Origin of the sequence: Azospirillum thiophilum (genome assembly GCF_001305595.1) — a bacterium.
GTDB lineage: Bacteria > Pseudomonadota > Alphaproteobacteria > Azospirillales > Azospirillaceae > Azospirillum > Azospirillum thiophilum.
In genome coordinates, this window is sequence record NZ_CP012402.1 from 533,626 (window position 1) to 550,270 (window position 16,645).

A 16,645-nucleotide genomic window follows, 5' to 3' on the forward strand; every position below is an offset into this window, starting at 1 on the left:
CGGACAGGGTGGATCAGGCGCGGCCGTAGACCGGGATCACGGCGGGCATCGCCTCGCGCCATTTGGTGTAGACCTTGCCGATGTCGCCCAGCGGCTTGGCGAGCAGGGCGAGGTTGACGGCGAAGCTCGACGCAGTGGCGACGTCGCCGCTGCTGGGAATCAGGCCGAGGTCGAGCGCCAGCGAGACGCCGACGAACAGTCCGAAGCTGGCCCACAGCACCGCCCCCATGCCCCGGTCGGCCAGCCAGCGCAGCACCTCCAGATGCATCACCGAGCGGAAGAGCCGTTCCTGCGACCGCTCGAACCGCTCCTTGTGCAGACGCCTGGTGCGGGCGGCGAGCACGCGGTGGGTGGTGAGGACCAGACGGCTCAGGCGCTGGATGGCCGGGCCGACCAGCCAGACGATCAGCAACGCCGGCAGGATGGACAGCAGCAGGGCCGGCAGCCAATCCGGGCCGATGGACAATTGCCAGAGGATGATCGCGCCGATTTCGGCGGTCAGCCGCCAGGCGTCCTTGTAGATGACCTCGAAGCCCTTCTTCGCCAGTTCGCTGCCGTAGAGAATCTGGGTGACGTCGCGGGCCTGGCTTTCGCCCCGGCGGCGGTCGAGATAGGTGCGCTGAAGCAGGATGATGAGCCGTTGCTCGACCGCCTTGGAGCCGATCCGCTCGGCGAATTCGGCGAGCCCACCGGCCAGCGCGACCAGCAGGAAGGGCACGCCGACGGCGGCGATCACCGTGGCGACGGTCGCCCCGGCCATCTGCACCGCGCCGATGCCCTCCTTGGCGATCCACGAGAAGCTGGGGGCGACCGCCGCCTTGAAGGTCAGCGCCAGCAGCAGCGCACCGATCAGCCAGCGGATGCCGAGCAGGGTGCCGAGCATCTCGGTCAGCAGACGGGGGATGGCGGGAGGCCGGGAGGGAGGGGTGACGGGCGGCGGCGCCGCGGCGTCGGAACAGGCGGAAGGGGGCATGGGAACCCGCTTGGCTGGAAACGACTCCGCCGGACGGGCCGGCGGAGTCCTTGCGGTCAGGCGACCGGACGCCGGTGGATGGCCTGACGGTCGGTGGCGATCACCGATCCGGCGGCCGGAACGGCGCTCTTCACGCCGGGCGGCCAATCCGGCACGTCGCGCCAGTCTTCGGCACCCGGTGCGGCACCCGGTGCGGCACCCGGCGCTGCGAGCCACGCGCGGTCGCCGCGCCACGCCAGAAGCCCGCCGTCGCCGGCCGAGGCGTGCAGTTCGCCCGGCCCGGCCACCGCCTCGACCAGGACCGGCATGCCGCCGTCGAGACGGAACAGCCCCGCCTTGCCGGCCAGCCAGATCCGACCGTCCGCCGTCGCCACCGGCTCGGTGCCGGGCGGCAGATCGGCCAACCGCTCGACCGTGCCGTCCAGCGGATCGATGCGGTGCAGCACCCGCTCGCTGGCGACGATCAGCCGGCCCTCGCCATCGACCGCCAGACCGTCGATCAGCTGCCGCCCGAAGGCGGGCAGCGCCCGCAGATCCTTCGGCCCGCCGGAACCGGACAGGAACAGCCCCGCCTTGGTGGCGAGCGCCAGCCGTCCGCCCGCGAAGGCGATGCCGGTCAGCTCGGCGAATCCGTGCGGCCGGCCGGTCACCTTGACATGCTTCCAACTCGCGCCGTTGTCGGGGCTTTGGAACAGGCCGCGCTGCGCGGCCAGCCACCACACCCCGTCCGGCGCGCGGGCGACCCCCACCGCGTCGAGCACGCTCCAATCGGCATGGACCGGATGCCAGACGCCCGGGCCGCTTGCCTCCGACAGGAAGGTTCCGAAGCTGGCGGTCGCCAGCAGCCGGCCGCCGTCGAGCGCGAACAGCTTCTTGATCTTGGCGGAGGACGGGTCCGCCGCCGTTCCGTCGAACAGGTCGCGGAACAGGCCGGTGGACAGATCGACCAGCAGCGCGCCCTGGACCCCCGCCACCAGGGCGCGGTCGCCCAGCAGCAGCAGGATTTCCGCCTCGGCGAAGGCGGGATGCTTCATCTCCATGTGGCAACGGCCGCCATGCAGCAGCTCCAGCTTGCTGCCGCCGACCAGGGCCACCGTGCCGGCACCGGTGGCGGCTGCGGTCACGGGTTCCTTGCGCGGGACCGCCGCGTCGCCCAGCCGGTGCGGACCGCCCCATTGGGTGACGATCAGGTCGCCGGCCGCGGCACGGGCGAGGTCGGCGTAGGAGCCTTCGTAGACATGGCGCCAGCGGTCGCCGCCATCCGTCGACACGGCCAGCGCCGGTTCGCTGCCCGGTCCCTGTTTCTTGACGAAGGCCAGGATGCGGCCCGGTTCGCCGGCGAGTCCGATCACCTCATAGGGGCGGCCGGAGCGCACCGCCGTCCAATGCTCGCCGTCCAGCCGCCAGATGCCGGTCTTGCCGCCGGCGAAGACGACGCCGTCCTGGACCAGCAGCGATTTGGCTTCGGGCACCGGCAGATCGGGGAGCCGGCGCAGGATGGCGCCGCTCTCGTCGCAGACCAGCAGCGGGGCGCCGCGGTCGCCGGTCGCCAGCAGCACGCCGTCCGGGGCGGCGGCCAGCGCCCGCACCGGCCGTCCGGCGAAACCGGGAACCGGCTCCAGCCGGTCGTCGCGCCAGCGGAACAGGCCGCCCAGCGTCGCCAGCCACAGTGCGTCGCGGTGGAGAATGGCGCCCTTGACCTCGGGGCGCCGGTAGGGAGTGAAATCGTCCATCACAGGGGATTCCTTGCGGCTCACAGCGCGATGCGGAAAAGGCGGGCACGGTCGGTCGCCAGGGCGACGCCGCGCGCGGCGTCGATGGCGACATGGCGGACGCCGGCCGGCCAACCGGCCACGGCGGTCCAGTCCCGTCCCTCCCGGTGGCGCATCCACGCCCCCTGCCCATCCCAGACGAACAGCCGGTCCCCGGCCTCGGTCAGATGGAGTCCGCCCCTGGCGTCGGGCGGGGTCACGTCGGTCGGGGCGCGGCCACGGATTTCGGTCAGCCGGTCGCCGCAGGCGAGCCAGGCGATGCCGTTCCCGGCCAGCATCGTCGATTCGCCGATGGGCATCTCGGCCAGGGCCTGCGGAGCCGTCGCCCAATCCCAGCGCCACAGCGTCCCGGCCGCCGTGCCGACGACCAGGGTGCCGTCGGAGCGATCCCAGGCCAGCGCTTCGACCGCCCCGGTTCCGAAGGCCTCGACGCGGACGAAGCGCTCGGGATCCTCGGACGGGCGGTTGACGAACAGCCCCTGCTTGGTGCCGATCGCCACCCGGTCGCCGGCCACCGCCAGGGCGCGCAGCTCCGCGTAATGCGGGCCGTCCACCTTGATCTTGTGGTAGTCGATGCGGCCGCCCCGGTCGTCGGTGCGGAACAGCCCGCGCTGGCAGGCGATCCACCAGCGTCCGTCGGCGCCGCGCGCGGCGTGTTCGGCGTCGAGCACCCACCATTCGGAATCCGCGCGCTCCCACGACACGCCGTCGTCGAAGGACCGGAAGGTCCCGAAGGTGGTTGTCGCCAGCAGCGCGCCGTCCAGCAGGAACAGGCGTTTCAGCTTGCCGGGCCGGCGGTCCAGGCCGTGGGCCGGCAGCAGGTCGGTCAGGGTGCCGCTGGCCGGCTCGAACCGCCAGGCCCCCTGGGCGCCCGCGACCACCGCGCCGCCGGGCACGAGGTGGAGATGCTCCGCCTCGGCGATGGCCGGGTGATAGGCGGCGAGCTTGGCGGCGCCGGGCCGCGCGATCTCCAGCTTGTCGCCGTCGACCACGGCGGTGGTGCCGTCTTCGGCGATCTGCCCGGCGGTGATCGGGTGCTTCTTGTAGCCGGCGCGCTTGTCGATCGGCCGCGCCCCGCGCCAGCGGGTGATGATCGACCCGGCGGCGGCGGCGAGCACGAGATCCTGATAGTCGGGCTGCGGCAGCACCGTCCAATGGTCGCCGTCATCCGCGCTTTCGATCAGGGCGGGGCGGTCGTCGGGAGCCAGCTTCTTGACCGAACCGACCAGGGTCCGGCCGCCCCGGTGCCACAGCCGCAGGATCTCGGCCTTGCCCCCGGCAGCGGAGAATTCGGCGCCGAAGACATGGCTCCAGCCCTGTCCGTCGTGGCGGAAGACGCCGCGCTTGGTGCCGATCCACAGCATGCCGCCGCAGGCCGCCAGCGTCTTGACCTTCTCGCCCGGCGGCGGGGCGATCCGCTCGCCCGGAATGCCGTCGTCGTCGCAGCGGGTGACGGCGGCGCCGTCCGGCCCGTAGACGGCGGCGACCAGCCGGTCGCCGTCGGCAGCCAGGGCCTGCACCTCGACGCCCCTCCAGCCGGGAACCGGCTCGGCGGTGGCGGCGGCGCCGGAATCCGGGTTCCAGCGCAGAAGCCCTGCGGCGGTGCCGATCCACAGCCAGCCGCCAAGCTCCAGGGTGGATTTGACTTCCACCCGTGCAAACATATCCAGTGATGTCATTGATTGTGCAAAGACGGGCTTGCACCGCGGCGTCCGAGTGACGGATTGCCAGGTGTCTCCAACGGTCACGGCCGCGGTGCGCGCCGGTCCATCCTCATCATCTTGCCCAGGGTCGTCAGGTCACGTCCCCACCGGGAAAAAAGCATGAATTGCGACTGACTGTCAATCGCAATTCATGCTCCGATATTCGAACGGCTATGGGCCGCTCAGAACCGCATGCGGCCGCCGACCAGCACCGTACGGCCGGTGGCGATGACAGCATCGCGCGACCGCAAGCCGTTGGTCACCTCATACTCGTGGCGTGCCTTGTCGGTCAGGTTCTCGGCACTGGCGAACAGGCTGAACCCCTCGACGATCCGCTGTTCGGCGTAGAGATCGACGAAGGCCTCGGCCCGGCGGGTCTTGCGGCGGATCTGCCCGGCCCCTTCGTTGCTGACGACCAGCCGTTCGGTGCTGGCGTTGACGGTCGCCGACAGGATGGTGCCGCTGTCGGGATCGTTCCAGGTCAGACCGATGTTCGCGGTGATGTCCGGTGTCTCGGCGAAGGGCCGCTTGCCGGTGTTGGGGTCGTTCACCTCGGTCTTCAGGAAGGTCTGGTTGGCGAAGAAGGTCAGCGGCCGCAGCGCCTCGATGCCGAGCAGGGCCAGGTTGAAGCGCTGTTCCAGCTCCAGCCCGCGGGCGTAGCCGTCGCCGACGTTGCGGATCACAAGCGTCGTGTTGTTCACCTCGTCGGCCTCGATGACGTCCCGCACCCGGCGATGGAACAGGTTCGCCGCCAGGAAGAAGCCGTCGCCATGATATTCGGCCCCGGCATCGACGCTCCAGGACCGGGTCGGCGTCACGTCGGGGTTGCCGTAGATGGTGCGCGACCCGCGCACGGTGATGCCCGGCGCCATGTCCTGGAAGTTCGGCCGGTTGATCTGCCGCGACAGCGCGCCCCGCAGCACGATCGCATCGTTCAGCCGGTAGCGGATGGGGAGCGAAGGGAACAGGTCGGTGGCATCGGTGTCGAAGCGGCCGTTGTAGCCGGTCATCCGGTCGGTCACCCGCTCCACCCGCAGGCCGGGCGTGAGGGTCAGGGCGCCCAGCGTCACCTCGTCCTGGACGAAGGCGGCGTAGTAGCGCTCCTCGATCTCGTAGTCGGACTGCCGCGAGGTCAGGCGGTTGGCCGCGGTCTGCGAGCGCGTCCCGGCGGCGTTCAACGTGTAGCTCTCGCCGTCGCTGGTGCGCTTGGCTGCCCGGACCACCACGCCGGCCTTGAGCACCTGCGGCACGCCCATGGTCAGCGGCACCGTCAGCGTGCTGCCGCCCTGGACGGTCCGCTCGTCATAGTCGGATTCACTTTCCGTCGCCGAGCCGAAGGCGAGCGCCGGGGTCAGCGTCACCTCGCGGTTGCGGGTGTCGTAACCGGCCGTCGACAGGTTGGCGAAGGTCCGCAATGACACCTCGCCGGCGAAGCGGTGGGTGTGGTCGAGCGTGGCGCCGACGTTGGTCGCCTCCTCGCGCCCGGTGGTCAGTACGCGGTCCTGGAACTGGCCGGTGACGCGGCGGTACTGGTCGCGCCATTTGTCGATGTCGGAGGTTTCGCGCAGCAGCATCGGCTTGAAATGGATTTCGCCGCCGTCATAGAAGCCGGCGAGGTCGAGCGCCGCGTCGAGATTGGCGACGTCCTTGGGTTCCTCCTCGTTGCGGCGGAATCCCTGGCCGCCGGGGCCGCCGGAATAGGTGAACTCGCTGTTGTGCTTGGTCTTGGTGAGCCGGCGTTCCTCGTAGGAGACGGACCCGAGCAGGCCGAAGCGGTCGATCCGCCGCCCATAGGCGCCGCCGCCCGCCCTGGCGGTTCCGTTCAGCCCGTCCAGCCCGCCGTAGCCGACGCGCAACTCGCCGGTGGGTTCGTCGGGGATGGCGCGCGTGGTGACGGCGACCCGCCCGGCGATGCCCTCGGCGTCGTGCTCGGCCGACGGGTTGCGCAGCAGCGTGACCTCCCCGGCCAGGAAGGACGACATGTTCATCAGTTCGAAGCTGCGGCTGGGCGCCGGCATCTGGATGCCGTCGACGCTGACGCGGGTGTAGTCGGTCGGCAGGCCGCGCAGGGAGAAGGTCTTCTTTTCGCCCGGCGGGCCGGACACCACGACGCCCGGCAGGCGCCCGACGATGTCACTGACGCGGTCGTTGGGCAGTGTGTCGAACTCCTCACGCGTCACGGTCACGCTGGGTGCCACCGACTCCAGGCGGATGGCCTCGCCGGCCGGTGCCGAGCCGGTGACGGTGATCGACGGCAGGCGGGTGGAGGATGAGTCCTGAGCTTGGGCGGGAGGAGTCCCGATGAAAAGGCTCAAGGCCGTGAGAGCGATGGCTTTCGGCCAGTGACGAATCGTCGTGAAGCGGCGCCGGGCATGGACCCGGTGCGCCCACTGCCCGCTTGCGTGCGGCATGGGAACACCTGTTTCAAAAAGGGGGGTCGACACCTGGCGCTTTCTGATTAGCGCTAATGCGAGTTATTCGCAATATCTTACGTGCACGATGCGTATTGAAGCGGCCCCTGTTCCCTGGGCGGGTTTGCCGTACCGCTTTGCTTCGGTAAACCCGGCAGGGCGACGCGATGAGGCTCCGCGCCTCGATGGCGTTCTACTTGATGATCCGCCCCTGGATCGGGTCGCGGAAAATCGGAATCGACTTGAAGCGTGAATCCGCGGCGCCGGACTTTCGTCCGTCCGCGCTCCGGCGCAAGGGCACCGCGGTCCGGCAGATCGTCGCGCACATCTTGCGAGACGGGACGCGAGCCATCAAGACCCTGTTCGCGCCGGGCCGGTCACGAACGGGGGCTCAGACGTTCTTCACCGCTCCGATGAGGAACTCCTTGTTTCCCTCCGGTCCGGTGATCGGGCTTTCGGCAATGTCGATGACGCGCCAGCCCGGCAAACCCTCCAGCCAGGCCCGGATGCGGTCGCAGACTTCCTGATGCAACTCCGGTTCGCGCACCACGCCACCCTTGCCGACCCGGCCCTTGCCGACCTCGAACTGCGGCTTGATCAGCGCGACCAGGCGACCGCCGGGCACCACGAGGTCCAGCGCTGCCGGCAGCACCACCTCCAGCCCGATGAAGCTGGCGTCGCAGACCACGAGGTCGATGGGATCGGGAATTTCCGCAACCGTCAGATGGCGGGCGTTGGTTTTCTCCAGCACCACCACGCGCGGATCGTTCCGCAGCTTCCAGGCCAGCTGGCCATGACCGACATCCACGGCGAAGACCTTGGCCGCGCCGCGGGTCAGCAACACGTCGGTGAAGCCGCCGGTGGAGGCGCCGACATCGACCGCGGTCAAGCCGGCAGGGTCGATGGCGAAACTGTCCAGCCCCTTCACCAGCTTCAGCCCGCCGCGCGACACCCAGGGATGGTCCTGCCCCTTGACCGCAAGCGGCGCCTCGGCGGCGATCAAGTCACCCGCCTTGTCGATGCGCCGGGTCTCGGAATAGACCAGTCCGGCCAGGATCAACGCCTGCGCCTTGGCGCGGCTTTCCACCAGCCCGCGCTCCACCAGGGCGACATCCGCCCTCACTTTTGCCATGCCGTCCGCCGCCTTTCCTGCCTGCGCGGACATTCCTGCCCCGGAACGGCAGGAAGGGCAAGCCTCGCCACCGGATCGGAGCCACGCAAGGCACCGATCGGGACGGACCCGTCCGGAACAACACCCGGAACGACGTCATTCGCCGGTGAAATTGGCCGGACGCTTCGACAGCATCGCATCCACCGCCTCGCGATGGTCGGCGGTGGCATGGGCAAGGGCCTGCATGGCGGCGGACATCTCCAGCAGCGTGTCAATGCGGACATGGCGGCCTTCGCGCAGCAGGCGCTTGGCCATGCGCACCGCATGGCCGGGGTTGGCGGCGATGCGCGCCGCCAACGCCCGGGCGGCGGGAAGCAACTCCGCCGCCGGCACGATTTTCGACACCAGGCCGCAGGCAAGGGCTTCGGCGGCGTCGATCGGGTCGCCGGTGAAGGCCATCTCGCAGGCCTTCGAGAAGCCGACGACGCGCGGCAGCAGCCAGGCCCCGCCGTCGCCGGGCACGATGCCGACCTTGACGAAGCTCTCGGCGAAGCGGGCGGTTTCGGAGGCGATGCGCAGGTCGCACATGCAGGCGAGGTCGCAGCCGGCGCCGATCGCCGGGCCGTTGACCGCCGCGATGACCGGCACCTCCAGCCGCTCGAAGGCCAGCGGGATGCGCTGGATGCCGCGCTGGTAGTTCTGGCGGGTGCGCGCCGGCAGCGGGTCGTTCAGGCCGCCGCCCTCGCGCATGGTGTTGAGGTTGCCGCCGGAGGAGAAGGCGCTGCCCGTGCCGGTCACGATGGCGACCCGCACCGCCGGATCCTCGTTCAGGCGGTCGAGCGCCTCCACCATCGCCTCGACCATGTCGGGGTCGGAGATCGGGTTGCGCAGCTCCGGACGGTTCAGCGTCAGGGTGACGATGCCGTCTTCGATCTCGTACAGGACTGGGGTGCTCATCGCTGGATCCTCTGGTCTTGTCAGTCCGGTCGCCAGGTTGGCGCAGGCTTGGTCAGCGCAGGCCGAGGCCGCGCGCGATGATGCCGCGCAGGATCTCCCGCGTGCCGCCGCGCAGCGAGAAGGCCGGCGCGTTCATCACCGTGTGGGCCAGCACGGCGGAGAAGTCGCGGGTCGAGTCCAGGTCTGGCTCGGCCTCGACCAATTGGCGGGCGATCTCCGGGATCTCCTGCTCGAACAGCGCCCCCAGATCCTTGACCAGCGACGCCTGCAGGGTCGGGTTCTCGCCCTTGTCCAGCATCCCGGCGACCGAGCGCGACAGCCGGCGCAGCACGATCAGGTGGCCGACCAGCCGGCCCACCGCGACGGCGGCGTGCCCCGACGGCGACGGACCCAGCGCCCGCACCAGCTCGGTCAGCAGGGCCATGGAGGACAGGAAGCGGTCCGGCCCGCTGCGCTCGAAGGCCAGTTCGCCCATCACCTGGGTCCAGCCGTCGCCGCGCTGTCCGATCAGCGCGTCTTCGGGCAGCAGGACGTCCTCGAACACCACCTCGTTGAAATGGTGCGCGCCGGACAGGTCGAGGATCGGGCGGATGGTGATGCCGGGCGTGGAAAGATCGACCAGGAGCTGGCTCGTGCCGCCCTGACGGTCCTCGGCGCCGCCGTCGGTGCGGCAGAACAGGATCATGTACTGGGCATGGTGGGCGTAGGTCGTCCACAGCTTGGTGCCGTTGACGCGCCAGCCGCCGCCATCTCCCTTTGGCACCGGAACCGCACGGGTGCGCACGGCGGCGAGGTCGGACCCGGAATCCGGTTCGCTCATGCCGATGCAGAAGGTGCAGTCGCCCGATGCGATGCGCGGCAGGATGCTCCGGCGCTGCTCCTCGGTGCCGTTCTTCAGCAGCAGCGGGCCGCTCTGGCGGTCGGCGATCCAGTGGGCGGCGACAGGCGCCCCGGCCGCCAGCATTTCCTCCAGCACGACGTAACGCTCCAGCGCGCTGCGCTCGTTTCCGCCATAGCGTTTGGGCCAGGTCATGGCGATCCAGCCGCGCGCGCCCATCCTGCGGCTGAACGCGCGGTCGAAGCCGTTCCAGGACTCGGCCCGCAGGCGCGGCGGGCGGTCGGCCAGCTCGGTCTTCAGGAAATCGCGGACCTCCGCGCGCAATGCCTCGGTGGCGTCGCTGGCGGGCGGGGGCGGGAAGGCGATGCGGGGCATTCTGGTCTCTTTCGCGAGCGGGCGGCGCGGAGTCAGGCGGCGGTGACGAGCGGCCACAGGCCGTCGGCCCCGGCCCCGGCCGCCGCCGCCTCGCGGCCGAGCTGCCGCGCCCAGGAGGCGTCGTTGCCGTACTCGTCGCGCCAGGACCACAGCCGGCGGGTCGAATGGTGCAGGACATGTTCGTGGGTGAAGCCGATCGCGCCGTGCATCTGGTGGGCGATGGAACAGGCGATCCCGGCCGCCTCGCCGCAGCGCATCTTGGCGGCTGCGACCGCCAGGCTGCGCGAACCGCCGGCCGCCAGTTCGGCGAAGGCCTCGGCGGCGCCGTCGGCGGCTGCCCCGGCGGCGGCGGACTGTCCGGCGAGCACCGCCAAATTCTGCTGCACCGCCTGGAACTTGCCGAGCGGCCGGCCGAACTGCACGCGCTCCCCGGCATACCGCACCGTCAGGTCAAGCACCCGCTCGACCGCGCCGGCCATGGCGAGGCTGCGCAGTGTGGCGCCCATGGCATGCAGGACGGCGGCGTCCAGCCCCGCCGGCGCGGGAGCGACGCGGCCGTCGGTCAGCGCAAGCGCGAAGCGCAGGTCGTCGCGCGGCTCGCCGGCGATGTTGCGGCCTGCCTCGGCGACCTGCCAGTCTCCGGCGTCGAGGCGGACGACATGGGCCCGGCCGTCATGATCGGCGAGCAGGACGACGGCCGCCGCGTCGCGGCCCCAGGGAACCCGGCGGGCGATTCCGGACAGGTGCCAGCCGTCGCCGCTGCGGGTCAGCGACGGCGTGTCGCCGTCGGCCGGCGACGCCGGGCGGGGCGGGACCACGGTCAGCGGTCCCGCCGCCACCTCCAGGCGTGCGTCGGCCAGCAGCCAGGCGGCCAGCATGCTGTCGGCCAGCGGCAACGGGGCGGCGAAGAAGCCGGCGATGCGGACCAGCCCGAGCGCCTCGACCATGTCCAGTCCGAAGCCGCCCGCCTCCTCCGGCACCAGGGCGAGGGGAAGGCCCATCTCCTCCACGGGGGCCCAGAGATCGGCGGGCCACTTGCCTTCGTCGGCCCGCCGCAGGAGGTCCGGCGTCACGCGGTCGGCGAAGAGGCGCTCTGCGGTGTCGGCCAGGATGGTGTCGGTCATTGGCCTTCAGTCCTGCTGGTGGGTCTTGATGAGGTCGCGGGCGATCACGAGCTTCTGCACTTCCGACGCGCCCTCGTAGATGCGCATCGGCCGAACCTCGCGGTAGAGCTTCTCCACCACGCTGCCGCGCATGACGCCGGCTCCGCCGAAGAGTTGGACGGCGGAATCGACCACGCTGGCGGCGGCCTCGCTGCCGGTCAGCTTGGCCATGGAGACGTCGCGGGTGCAGCGTCCGCCGGTGGTGTCCTTGGCCCAGGCGGCGCGGTAGACGCACAGCGCCGCCTGCTCCAGCGTGGTCGCCATGTCGGCCAGCCTGGTCTGCACCCCGTCCATCTCGGCCATTGCCTTGCCGAACAGCCGGCGCCTGGTGACGCGGGAAAGGCTTTCGTCGAGCGCCCGGCGCCCAGCGCCGATCCCCGCCGCCCCGACCGAGGCGCGGAAGACATCGAAGGTCGCCATCGCCACCTTGAAGCCCTGTCCGGGCGCGCCGACCAGCCGGTCGGGGCCGACCCGCACGGCGTCGAGCCGCAGCGGGGCGGCGGGGTGGGGGGCCATGAAGTCGATCGGCGGGCCGGCGCTCAGGCCCGGTGCGTCGGCGTCGACCAGGAAGGCGGTCAGGCCACGGGCCCCCGGCGCCTCGCCGGACCGGGCGATCACGATGTAATGATCGGCGAAGCCCGCGTTGGAGATGAAGGTCTTCTCACCGGTGATTCGCCAGCCGTCGCCGTCGCGTTCCGCTGCCGTGGCGATGTTGGCGACGTCGGAGCCGGTCTCCGGTTCGGTCAGCGCCAGCGCCGCGATGGTTTCGCCACGCCGGGCGGCGGGCAGGTAGCGGTGGCACAATTCGGCCGAGCCGGTCTGCCACAGGGCGGCGGTGCCGATGCCCTGCATGACGAAGACCGAATCCGCCAAGTCTCCGAAGCGGTAGGCCAGAACCTCGCGCGCCAGGCAGACGCTGCGCAGGTCGATGCGGGCGCTTCCCGTCTCGGCGCCGGGCGGAACGACGATGTCGAGCAGTCCCCGGGCTCCCATGGCGCAGGCCAGGACGCGGCTGGCGGCGCCGAGGTCGCGGCTGTCCTCGTCGATTTCCGGAAGCTCCAGCTCCAGCAGCGTGTGCGCGAAGGCGCGGTGACGGTCCTCGAAGAACGGGGTGTCCCAAAGCGGCCAGGATTTCATGCGGGCCTCCTGCACGGCGGCGGGCCTCAGCCCAGCAGTTCGATGATGGTGGCGGTGCCGAGCCCGCCGGCGCAGCACATGGTCTGCAGGCCGAAGCGGGCGTCGCGCCGCTCCAGCTCGTGCAGCAGCGTGGTCAGCAGCCGCGCGCCCGACGCGCCCAGCGGGTGGCCCAGCGCGATGGCGCCGCCATTGACGTTCAGCCGCCCGGGATCGGCGTCGAACTCGCGTTGCCAGACCATCGGCACCGGTGCAAAGGCTTCGTTCACTTCGAACAGGTCGATGTCGCCGAGCGCCAGCCCGGACCGCTCCAGCACCCGGCGGGTCGCCGGGATCGGACCGGTCAGCATCAGGGTCGGGTCGGCGCCGAGCGTCGTCACCGCGCGGAAGCGGGCGCGGGGCTTCAGCCCATGCGCCTTGGCGACCTCCGCCGCCATCAGCAGCAGCGCCGCGGCGCCGTCGGCGATCTGCGAGGAGTTGCCGGCGGTGATCCGGCCATTCTCGCGGAAGCTGGTCTTCAGGGTGGACAGCTTTTCGCGGCTGGTGTCGCGGCGGATCGTCTCGTCCCTGGCCAGGGTGACGCCGCTCTCCGGCAGGTCGCGCTCGCGCCACTCCTCCACCGGAACCGGGACGATCTCGCGGTCGAACCAGCCGGCGTCGGCCGCCGCCGCGGCCTTGCGGTGGCTGGCGATGGCGTAGTCGTCGATCTCGTCGCGGGTCAGGCCCCAGGCGTCGATGATGCGCTCCGCCGCTTCGCCCTGGGAGATCTGCGGGTGGGCCTCCAGCAGCTTCCAGCCGAAGGGTTTGCCGTGGATGTCGCGGTTGCCGCCCATCGGCACCCGGCTCATGCTTTCCACGCCGCCGGCCACCACCACGTCGTACTCGCCGGACGCGATGGAGCCGAGGGCGGCATGGACCGCCGCCTCCGACGAGCCGCATTTGCGGTCCACCGTCATGCCGGGGATGGCGGCCGGCCAGCCGGCGCTCAGCAGCGCGGTGCGCGCCGGGTTGGTGGACTGCTCGCCGACCTGGGTGACGCAGCCGAACACCACGTCATCCACGAGTTCCGGCGCGATGCCGGTGCGGCGGACGAGCTCCTGGAGGACGAGCGCTCCCAGATGGTCGGCGCGCACCGGAGCCAGCGCCCCGCGGAAGCGGCCGATGGGGGTGCGGACGGCCTCGACGATGACGACATCCCGTGCGTTCAAGGAGGGCATGGTCAGTTGCCCCCCAGCAGGCCGGAGCCGGGCAGCTTCGCCCCGTTCTCGTACCTGTAGACGCCATGGCCGACCTTGCGGCCGGTGCGGCCGGACTTCACCATCTTGGCGATCAGCGGACAGGGCCGGAACTTCTCGCCGAGCGACTGGTGGAGATATTGCAGCACCGCCAGCCGGGTGTCCCAGCCGGTCATGTCGCCCAACTCCAGCGGTCCCATCGGATGGCCGAGGCCGAGCCTCAGCGCGGTGTCGATGTCCTCGGCGCTGGCGACGCCGGATTCCAGCATGTACATCGCCTCGTTGCCCAGCATCGCCGACATGCGGCTGGTGGTGAAGCCGGGCGCCTCGTTGACGACGATGGAGGTCTTGCCCAGCGCGTCCGACCACGCCTTCAGCCGCTCGACCACGTCGTCCTCGGTGGCCAGCCCGCGGATGATCTCCACCAGCTTCATCTTGTGGACGGGGTTGAAGAAATGCATGCCCGCGATGCGCCCCGGCCGGGCCGAGGCGGCGGCGATCTCGGTGATGCTGAGCGCCGAGGTGTTGGTGGCGACGATCGCGTCCGCCGCCACCACCGCGTCGATGCTGCGGATGATGTCGATCTTGACGGCGAGCTGCTCGGATGCGGTCTCCACCACCAGATCGGATCCGGTTGCTGCGGCGGCGAGGTCGCCGGCCGGGGTGATCAGCGACAGCGTCCGCGCCGCCTTCTCCTCGGTCAGCTTCCCGAGCCCGACCGCGTCGGAGACGATCTTGCGGATGTTGCCGAGCGCATCGTCCAGCGCCGCACCCTTCACGTCGAACAGCACGGTGGGATAGCCGCGGACGGCGAAGGCGTGGGCGATGCCGCGCCCCATGATGCCGGCGCCGACCACCGTGACCTTGGCGCCATCGGGAATGCTTGCGTTCATCGAATGGTTCACCTTGTCTCAACGCCCCGTCTACGGGGCGGCGTTTCAACGCCCTGTGAAGACGGGGCGGCGCTTTTCGCGGAAGGCGGCTGCCGCTTCCATCCGGTCCTCGGTGGTCAGCAGCAGCGTGAAGAGGGTCTTTTCCAGCGCGATCCCGGCCGCGAGGTCCAGGTCGGCGCCGTTCTTCACCGCCTCCTTGACGTAGGCGGCGGCCGTGGGCGACTTGGCGGCGATGGCGTCGGCCAGGGCCAGCGCCTGTTCGTCCAGAGCTTCGCGCGACGGCGCCAGCCGGGAGACGACGCCGAGCCGCAGCGCTTCCTCCGCCCCGAAGCGCTCGCCGGTCAGCATCAGGTCGAGCGCCCTGCCGGAGCCGATCAGGCGGGGCAGCCGCTGGGTTCCTCCGGCGCCGGGGATGAGGCCCAGATTGACCTCCGGCAGACCGAAGACCGCATCGGGCGACGCGACGCGGATGTCGCAGGCCAGCGCGATCTCGAAGCCGCCGCCCAGGCAGAAGCCATGAACGGCGGCGATCGCTGGCTTGGTCAGCGCGGCCACCGCGTCGATGTAGGCGATGTCGGGGGCGACCCGGCGGGCGGCAACGGCGGATTCCACCTGCCGGAACTCCTTGATGTCGGCGCCGACGCAGAAGCCGCGCGCCCCCGCCGCCCGGATCAGGACGGTGCGGATGTCGGGATCGGCCTCCAGGTCGCGGCAGGCGCGGGTGAGGCCGCGGCGCACCGCCATGTCGATGGCGTTGAGCGCATCCGGACGGTTGAGCGTGACGATGCCGACGCCGTTGCGCCGTTCGACGAGGACGGCGCTGCCGCCGTGGGACTCTGGGGCGATGGGCATGGGGGGTTCCCGGAAAACCGTGAGGGCCGGCGGGGGGCCGCGCGCCGCCGCGGGTCGCGGTCGTGAAGGCGCTGCGTGTCGCGGACTGTCCGTTCCGCCACCGTTACGCTATGCCGGGCGAAGATGTGGCGCAAGTAGTTTTTCTCCATAGAGAAAGATTTTCTGATTATATAAATTAATTCCGTGAACGCCGGGCACGCCCCATAAGACGGGGGCGTGCGGACGAGACGAAGGGGAGTGGACCGTGCAGGCAAAGCCAGGGGAGACGGTGACGATGGCCGAGGCGGCGGTGGCCGACGCCGACGCTGCCGGGGCGCCCAAGCCGTCGCGCCCGCGCGGCCGGCCGCCCAAGGATCCAGCAAAGAACGCCGCCCAAAATGCCGCCAAAAATCCGGCCAAGGCTGATTCCGCATCTGCGGACGGTGATGGGGCGGAACTGCCGGACGGCGCCGACATGGAGGCTGCATCGGACACCACCGCCAAGCCGGTCGGCGCGGTGCTCAACTGCGTGAGGATCCTGAAGCTGCTGAGCCGCGCCGCCGCACCGGTCAGCCTGACCCACATCGTGCAGGAGCTGGGGATGAACACCAGCACCGGCTTCAACATCCTGCGCACGCTGGTCCAGGAGGATTACGTCCGCTTCGACCCGCAGGCCAAGGTCTACTCCATCGGGCTCGGGGTGATGGAGCTGGTGCGCGGGGCGGCAACGGTCGCCAGCGACATCAACCTCGTGCGCCCGCTGATGGAGCGCATCGCCCGCGACCATGGCGTGACGGTGACGCTGTGGCGGCGGATTTCGGCCGACCGCATGATGCTGGTGCTGGAGGCGATCGGCTCCGGCAACATGCGCATCAAGATGGATGTCGGGCAGCGGCTGCCGCTGATGATCGGCGCCGCCGGCCGCGCCATGGTGCCGCATGCCGGGTTGCCGGAGGCGGAGCTGCGCCGCCAGTTCGCCGCGCTGCGCTGGGACCGGCCGCTGTCCTTCGAGGCGTTCATGGCCGAGGTGGACGAGACGGCGCGGCGCGGCTGGGCGCTCGACAACGGGAACTATGCGCTCGGCACCGCGTCGGTCGCCGTGCCGATCCTCAATGCCGAGGGCGGACCGCTGATGGCCTGCACCGCCACCATGTTCCTCAGCCGCTTCGACGAGGCGCGGGCTGAGCGCATCGCCGGGGCGCTCGGCGAGGTCGCCCGCGCGCTGGCCCCGGCGTTGCCGCATCTTTGA

At 70.9% G+C, this 16,645-nt stretch carries 13 protein-coding genes; 1 reads left to right on the top strand and 12 read right to left on the bottom strand.

What is annotated here, in order from left to right:
• Positions 1–13 precede the first annotated feature (13 nt).
• From AL072_RS16185 to AL072_RS16240, 12 genes are all read right to left on the bottom strand, one after another.
• Complete coding sequence (locus AL072_RS16185; protein ID WP_144428261.1) at positions 14–973, bottom strand: hypothetical protein; 960 nt, start codon at positions 971–973, stop codon at positions 14–16.
• Between the two features lie 56 nt (positions 974–1,029).
• Entirely contained in the window at positions 1,030–2,706 is a 1,677-nt protein-coding gene (locus tag AL072_RS16190; RefSeq protein ID WP_045583183.1) for an SMP-30/gluconolactonase/LRE family protein, read from the bottom strand.
• A gap of 20 nt (positions 2,707–2,726) precedes the next feature.
• Complete coding sequence (locus AL072_RS16195; RefSeq protein ID WP_045583182.1) at positions 2,727–4,397, bottom strand: hypothetical protein; 1,671 nt, start codon at positions 4,395–4,397, stop codon at positions 2,727–2,729.
• Positions 4,398–4,630: 233 nt separating this feature from the next.
• Positions 4,631–6,859 (bottom strand): TonB-dependent receptor plug domain-containing protein, encoded by a 2,229-nt coding sequence (locus AL072_RS16200; protein WP_082109050.1) that lies wholly within the window; start codon positions 6,857–6,859, stop codon positions 4,631–4,633.
• 391 nt (positions 6,860–7,250) lie between these two features.
• A complete protein-coding gene (locus AL072_RS16205; RefSeq protein WP_045583180.1) occupies positions 7,251–7,991 on the bottom strand; it encodes a TlyA family RNA methyltransferase in 741 nt (246 codons plus the stop codon).
• Positions 7,992–8,126: 135 nt separating this feature from the next.
• Complete coding sequence (locus tag AL072_RS16210; protein ID WP_045583179.1) at positions 8,127–8,927, bottom strand: crotonase/enoyl-CoA hydratase family protein; 801 nt, start codon at positions 8,925–8,927, stop codon at positions 8,127–8,129.
• Positions 8,928–8,979: 52 nt separating this feature from the next.
• A complete protein-coding gene (locus tag AL072_RS16215) occupies positions 8,980–10,140 on the bottom strand; it encodes an acyl-CoA dehydrogenase family protein (protein WP_045583178.1) in 1,161 nt (386 codons plus the stop codon).
• A gap of 32 nt (positions 10,141–10,172) precedes the next feature.
• Positions 10,173–11,264 (bottom strand): acyl-CoA dehydrogenase family protein, encoded by a 1,092-nt coding sequence (locus tag AL072_RS16220; protein WP_045583177.1) that lies wholly within the window; start codon positions 11,262–11,264, stop codon positions 10,173–10,175.
• A 6-nt stretch (positions 11,265–11,270) separates the two neighbouring features.
• A complete protein-coding gene (locus AL072_RS16225) occupies positions 11,271–12,440 on the bottom strand; it encodes an acyl-CoA dehydrogenase family protein (RefSeq protein ID WP_045583176.1) in 1,170 nt (389 codons plus the stop codon).
• Positions 12,441–12,466: 26 nt separating this feature from the next.
• Positions 12,467–13,654 carry a thiolase family protein gene (locus AL072_RS16230; protein ID WP_045583175.1) on the bottom strand — a complete coding sequence of 396 codons (1,188 nt, stop codon included), beginning with the start codon at positions 13,652–13,654 and terminating at the stop codon, positions 12,467–12,469.
• Positions 13,655–13,656: 2 nt separating this feature from the next.
• A complete protein-coding gene (locus AL072_RS16235) occupies positions 13,657–14,565 on the bottom strand; it encodes a 3-hydroxyacyl-CoA dehydrogenase (protein WP_045583174.1) in 909 nt (302 codons plus the stop codon).
• A gap of 45 nt (positions 14,566–14,610) precedes the next feature.
• On the bottom strand, positions 14,611–15,417 hold the full coding sequence (locus AL072_RS16240) for an enoyl-CoA hydratase/isomerase family protein (RefSeq protein WP_045583173.1): 807 nt from the start codon (positions 15,415–15,417) through the stop codon (positions 14,611–14,613).
• Between the two features lie 244 nt (positions 15,418–15,661).
• Between AL072_RS16240 and AL072_RS16245 the strand changes: the two genes are divergently transcribed.
• On the top strand, positions 15,662–16,645 hold the full coding sequence (locus AL072_RS16245) for an IclR family transcriptional regulator (RefSeq protein WP_144428262.1): 984 nt from the start codon (positions 15,662–15,664) through the stop codon (positions 16,643–16,645).

Excerpts from the sequence above, each read along its gene's own strand:
- AL072_RS16205 (WP_045583180.1), bottom strand. The coding sequence starts at position 7,991 with ATGGCAAAAGTGAGGGCGGATGTCGCCCTGGTGGAGCGCGGGCTGGTG.
- AL072_RS16220 (WP_045583177.1), bottom strand. The coding sequence starts at position 11,264 with ATGACCGACACCATCCTGGCCGACACCGCAGAGCGCCTCTTCGCCGAC.
- AL072_RS16190 (WP_045583183.1), bottom strand. The coding sequence starts at position 2,706 with ATGGACGATTTCACTCCCTACCGGCGCCCCGAGGTCAAGGGCGCCATT.
- AL072_RS16240 (WP_045583173.1), bottom strand. The coding sequence starts at position 15,417 with ATGCCCATCGCCCCAGAGTCCCACGGCGGCAGCGCCGTCCTCGTCGAA.
- AL072_RS16215 (WP_045583178.1), bottom strand. The coding sequence starts at position 10,140 with ATGCCCCGCATCGCCTTCCCGCCCCCGCCCGCCAGCGACGCCACCGAG.
- AL072_RS16230 (WP_045583175.1), bottom strand. The coding sequence starts at position 13,654 with ATGCCCTCCTTGAACGCACGGGATGTCGTCATCGTCGAGGCCGTCCGC.
- AL072_RS16225 (WP_045583176.1), bottom strand. The coding sequence starts at position 12,440 with ATGAAATCCTGGCCGCTTTGGGACACCCCGTTCTTCGAGGACCGTCAC.
- AL072_RS16185 (WP_144428261.1), bottom strand. The coding sequence starts at position 973 with ATGCCCCCTTCCGCCTGTTCCGACGCCGCGGCGCCGCCGCCCGTCACC.
- AL072_RS16210 (WP_045583179.1), bottom strand. The coding sequence starts at position 8,927 with ATGAGCACCCCAGTCCTGTACGAGATCGAAGACGGCATCGTCACCCTG.
- AL072_RS16200 (WP_082109050.1), bottom strand. The coding sequence starts at position 6,859 with ATGCCGCACGCAAGCGGGCAGTGGGCGCACCGGGTCCATGCCCGGCGC.
- AL072_RS16235 (WP_045583174.1), bottom strand. The coding sequence starts at position 14,565 with ATGAACGCAAGCATTCCCGATGGCGCCAAGGTCACGGTGGTCGGCGCC.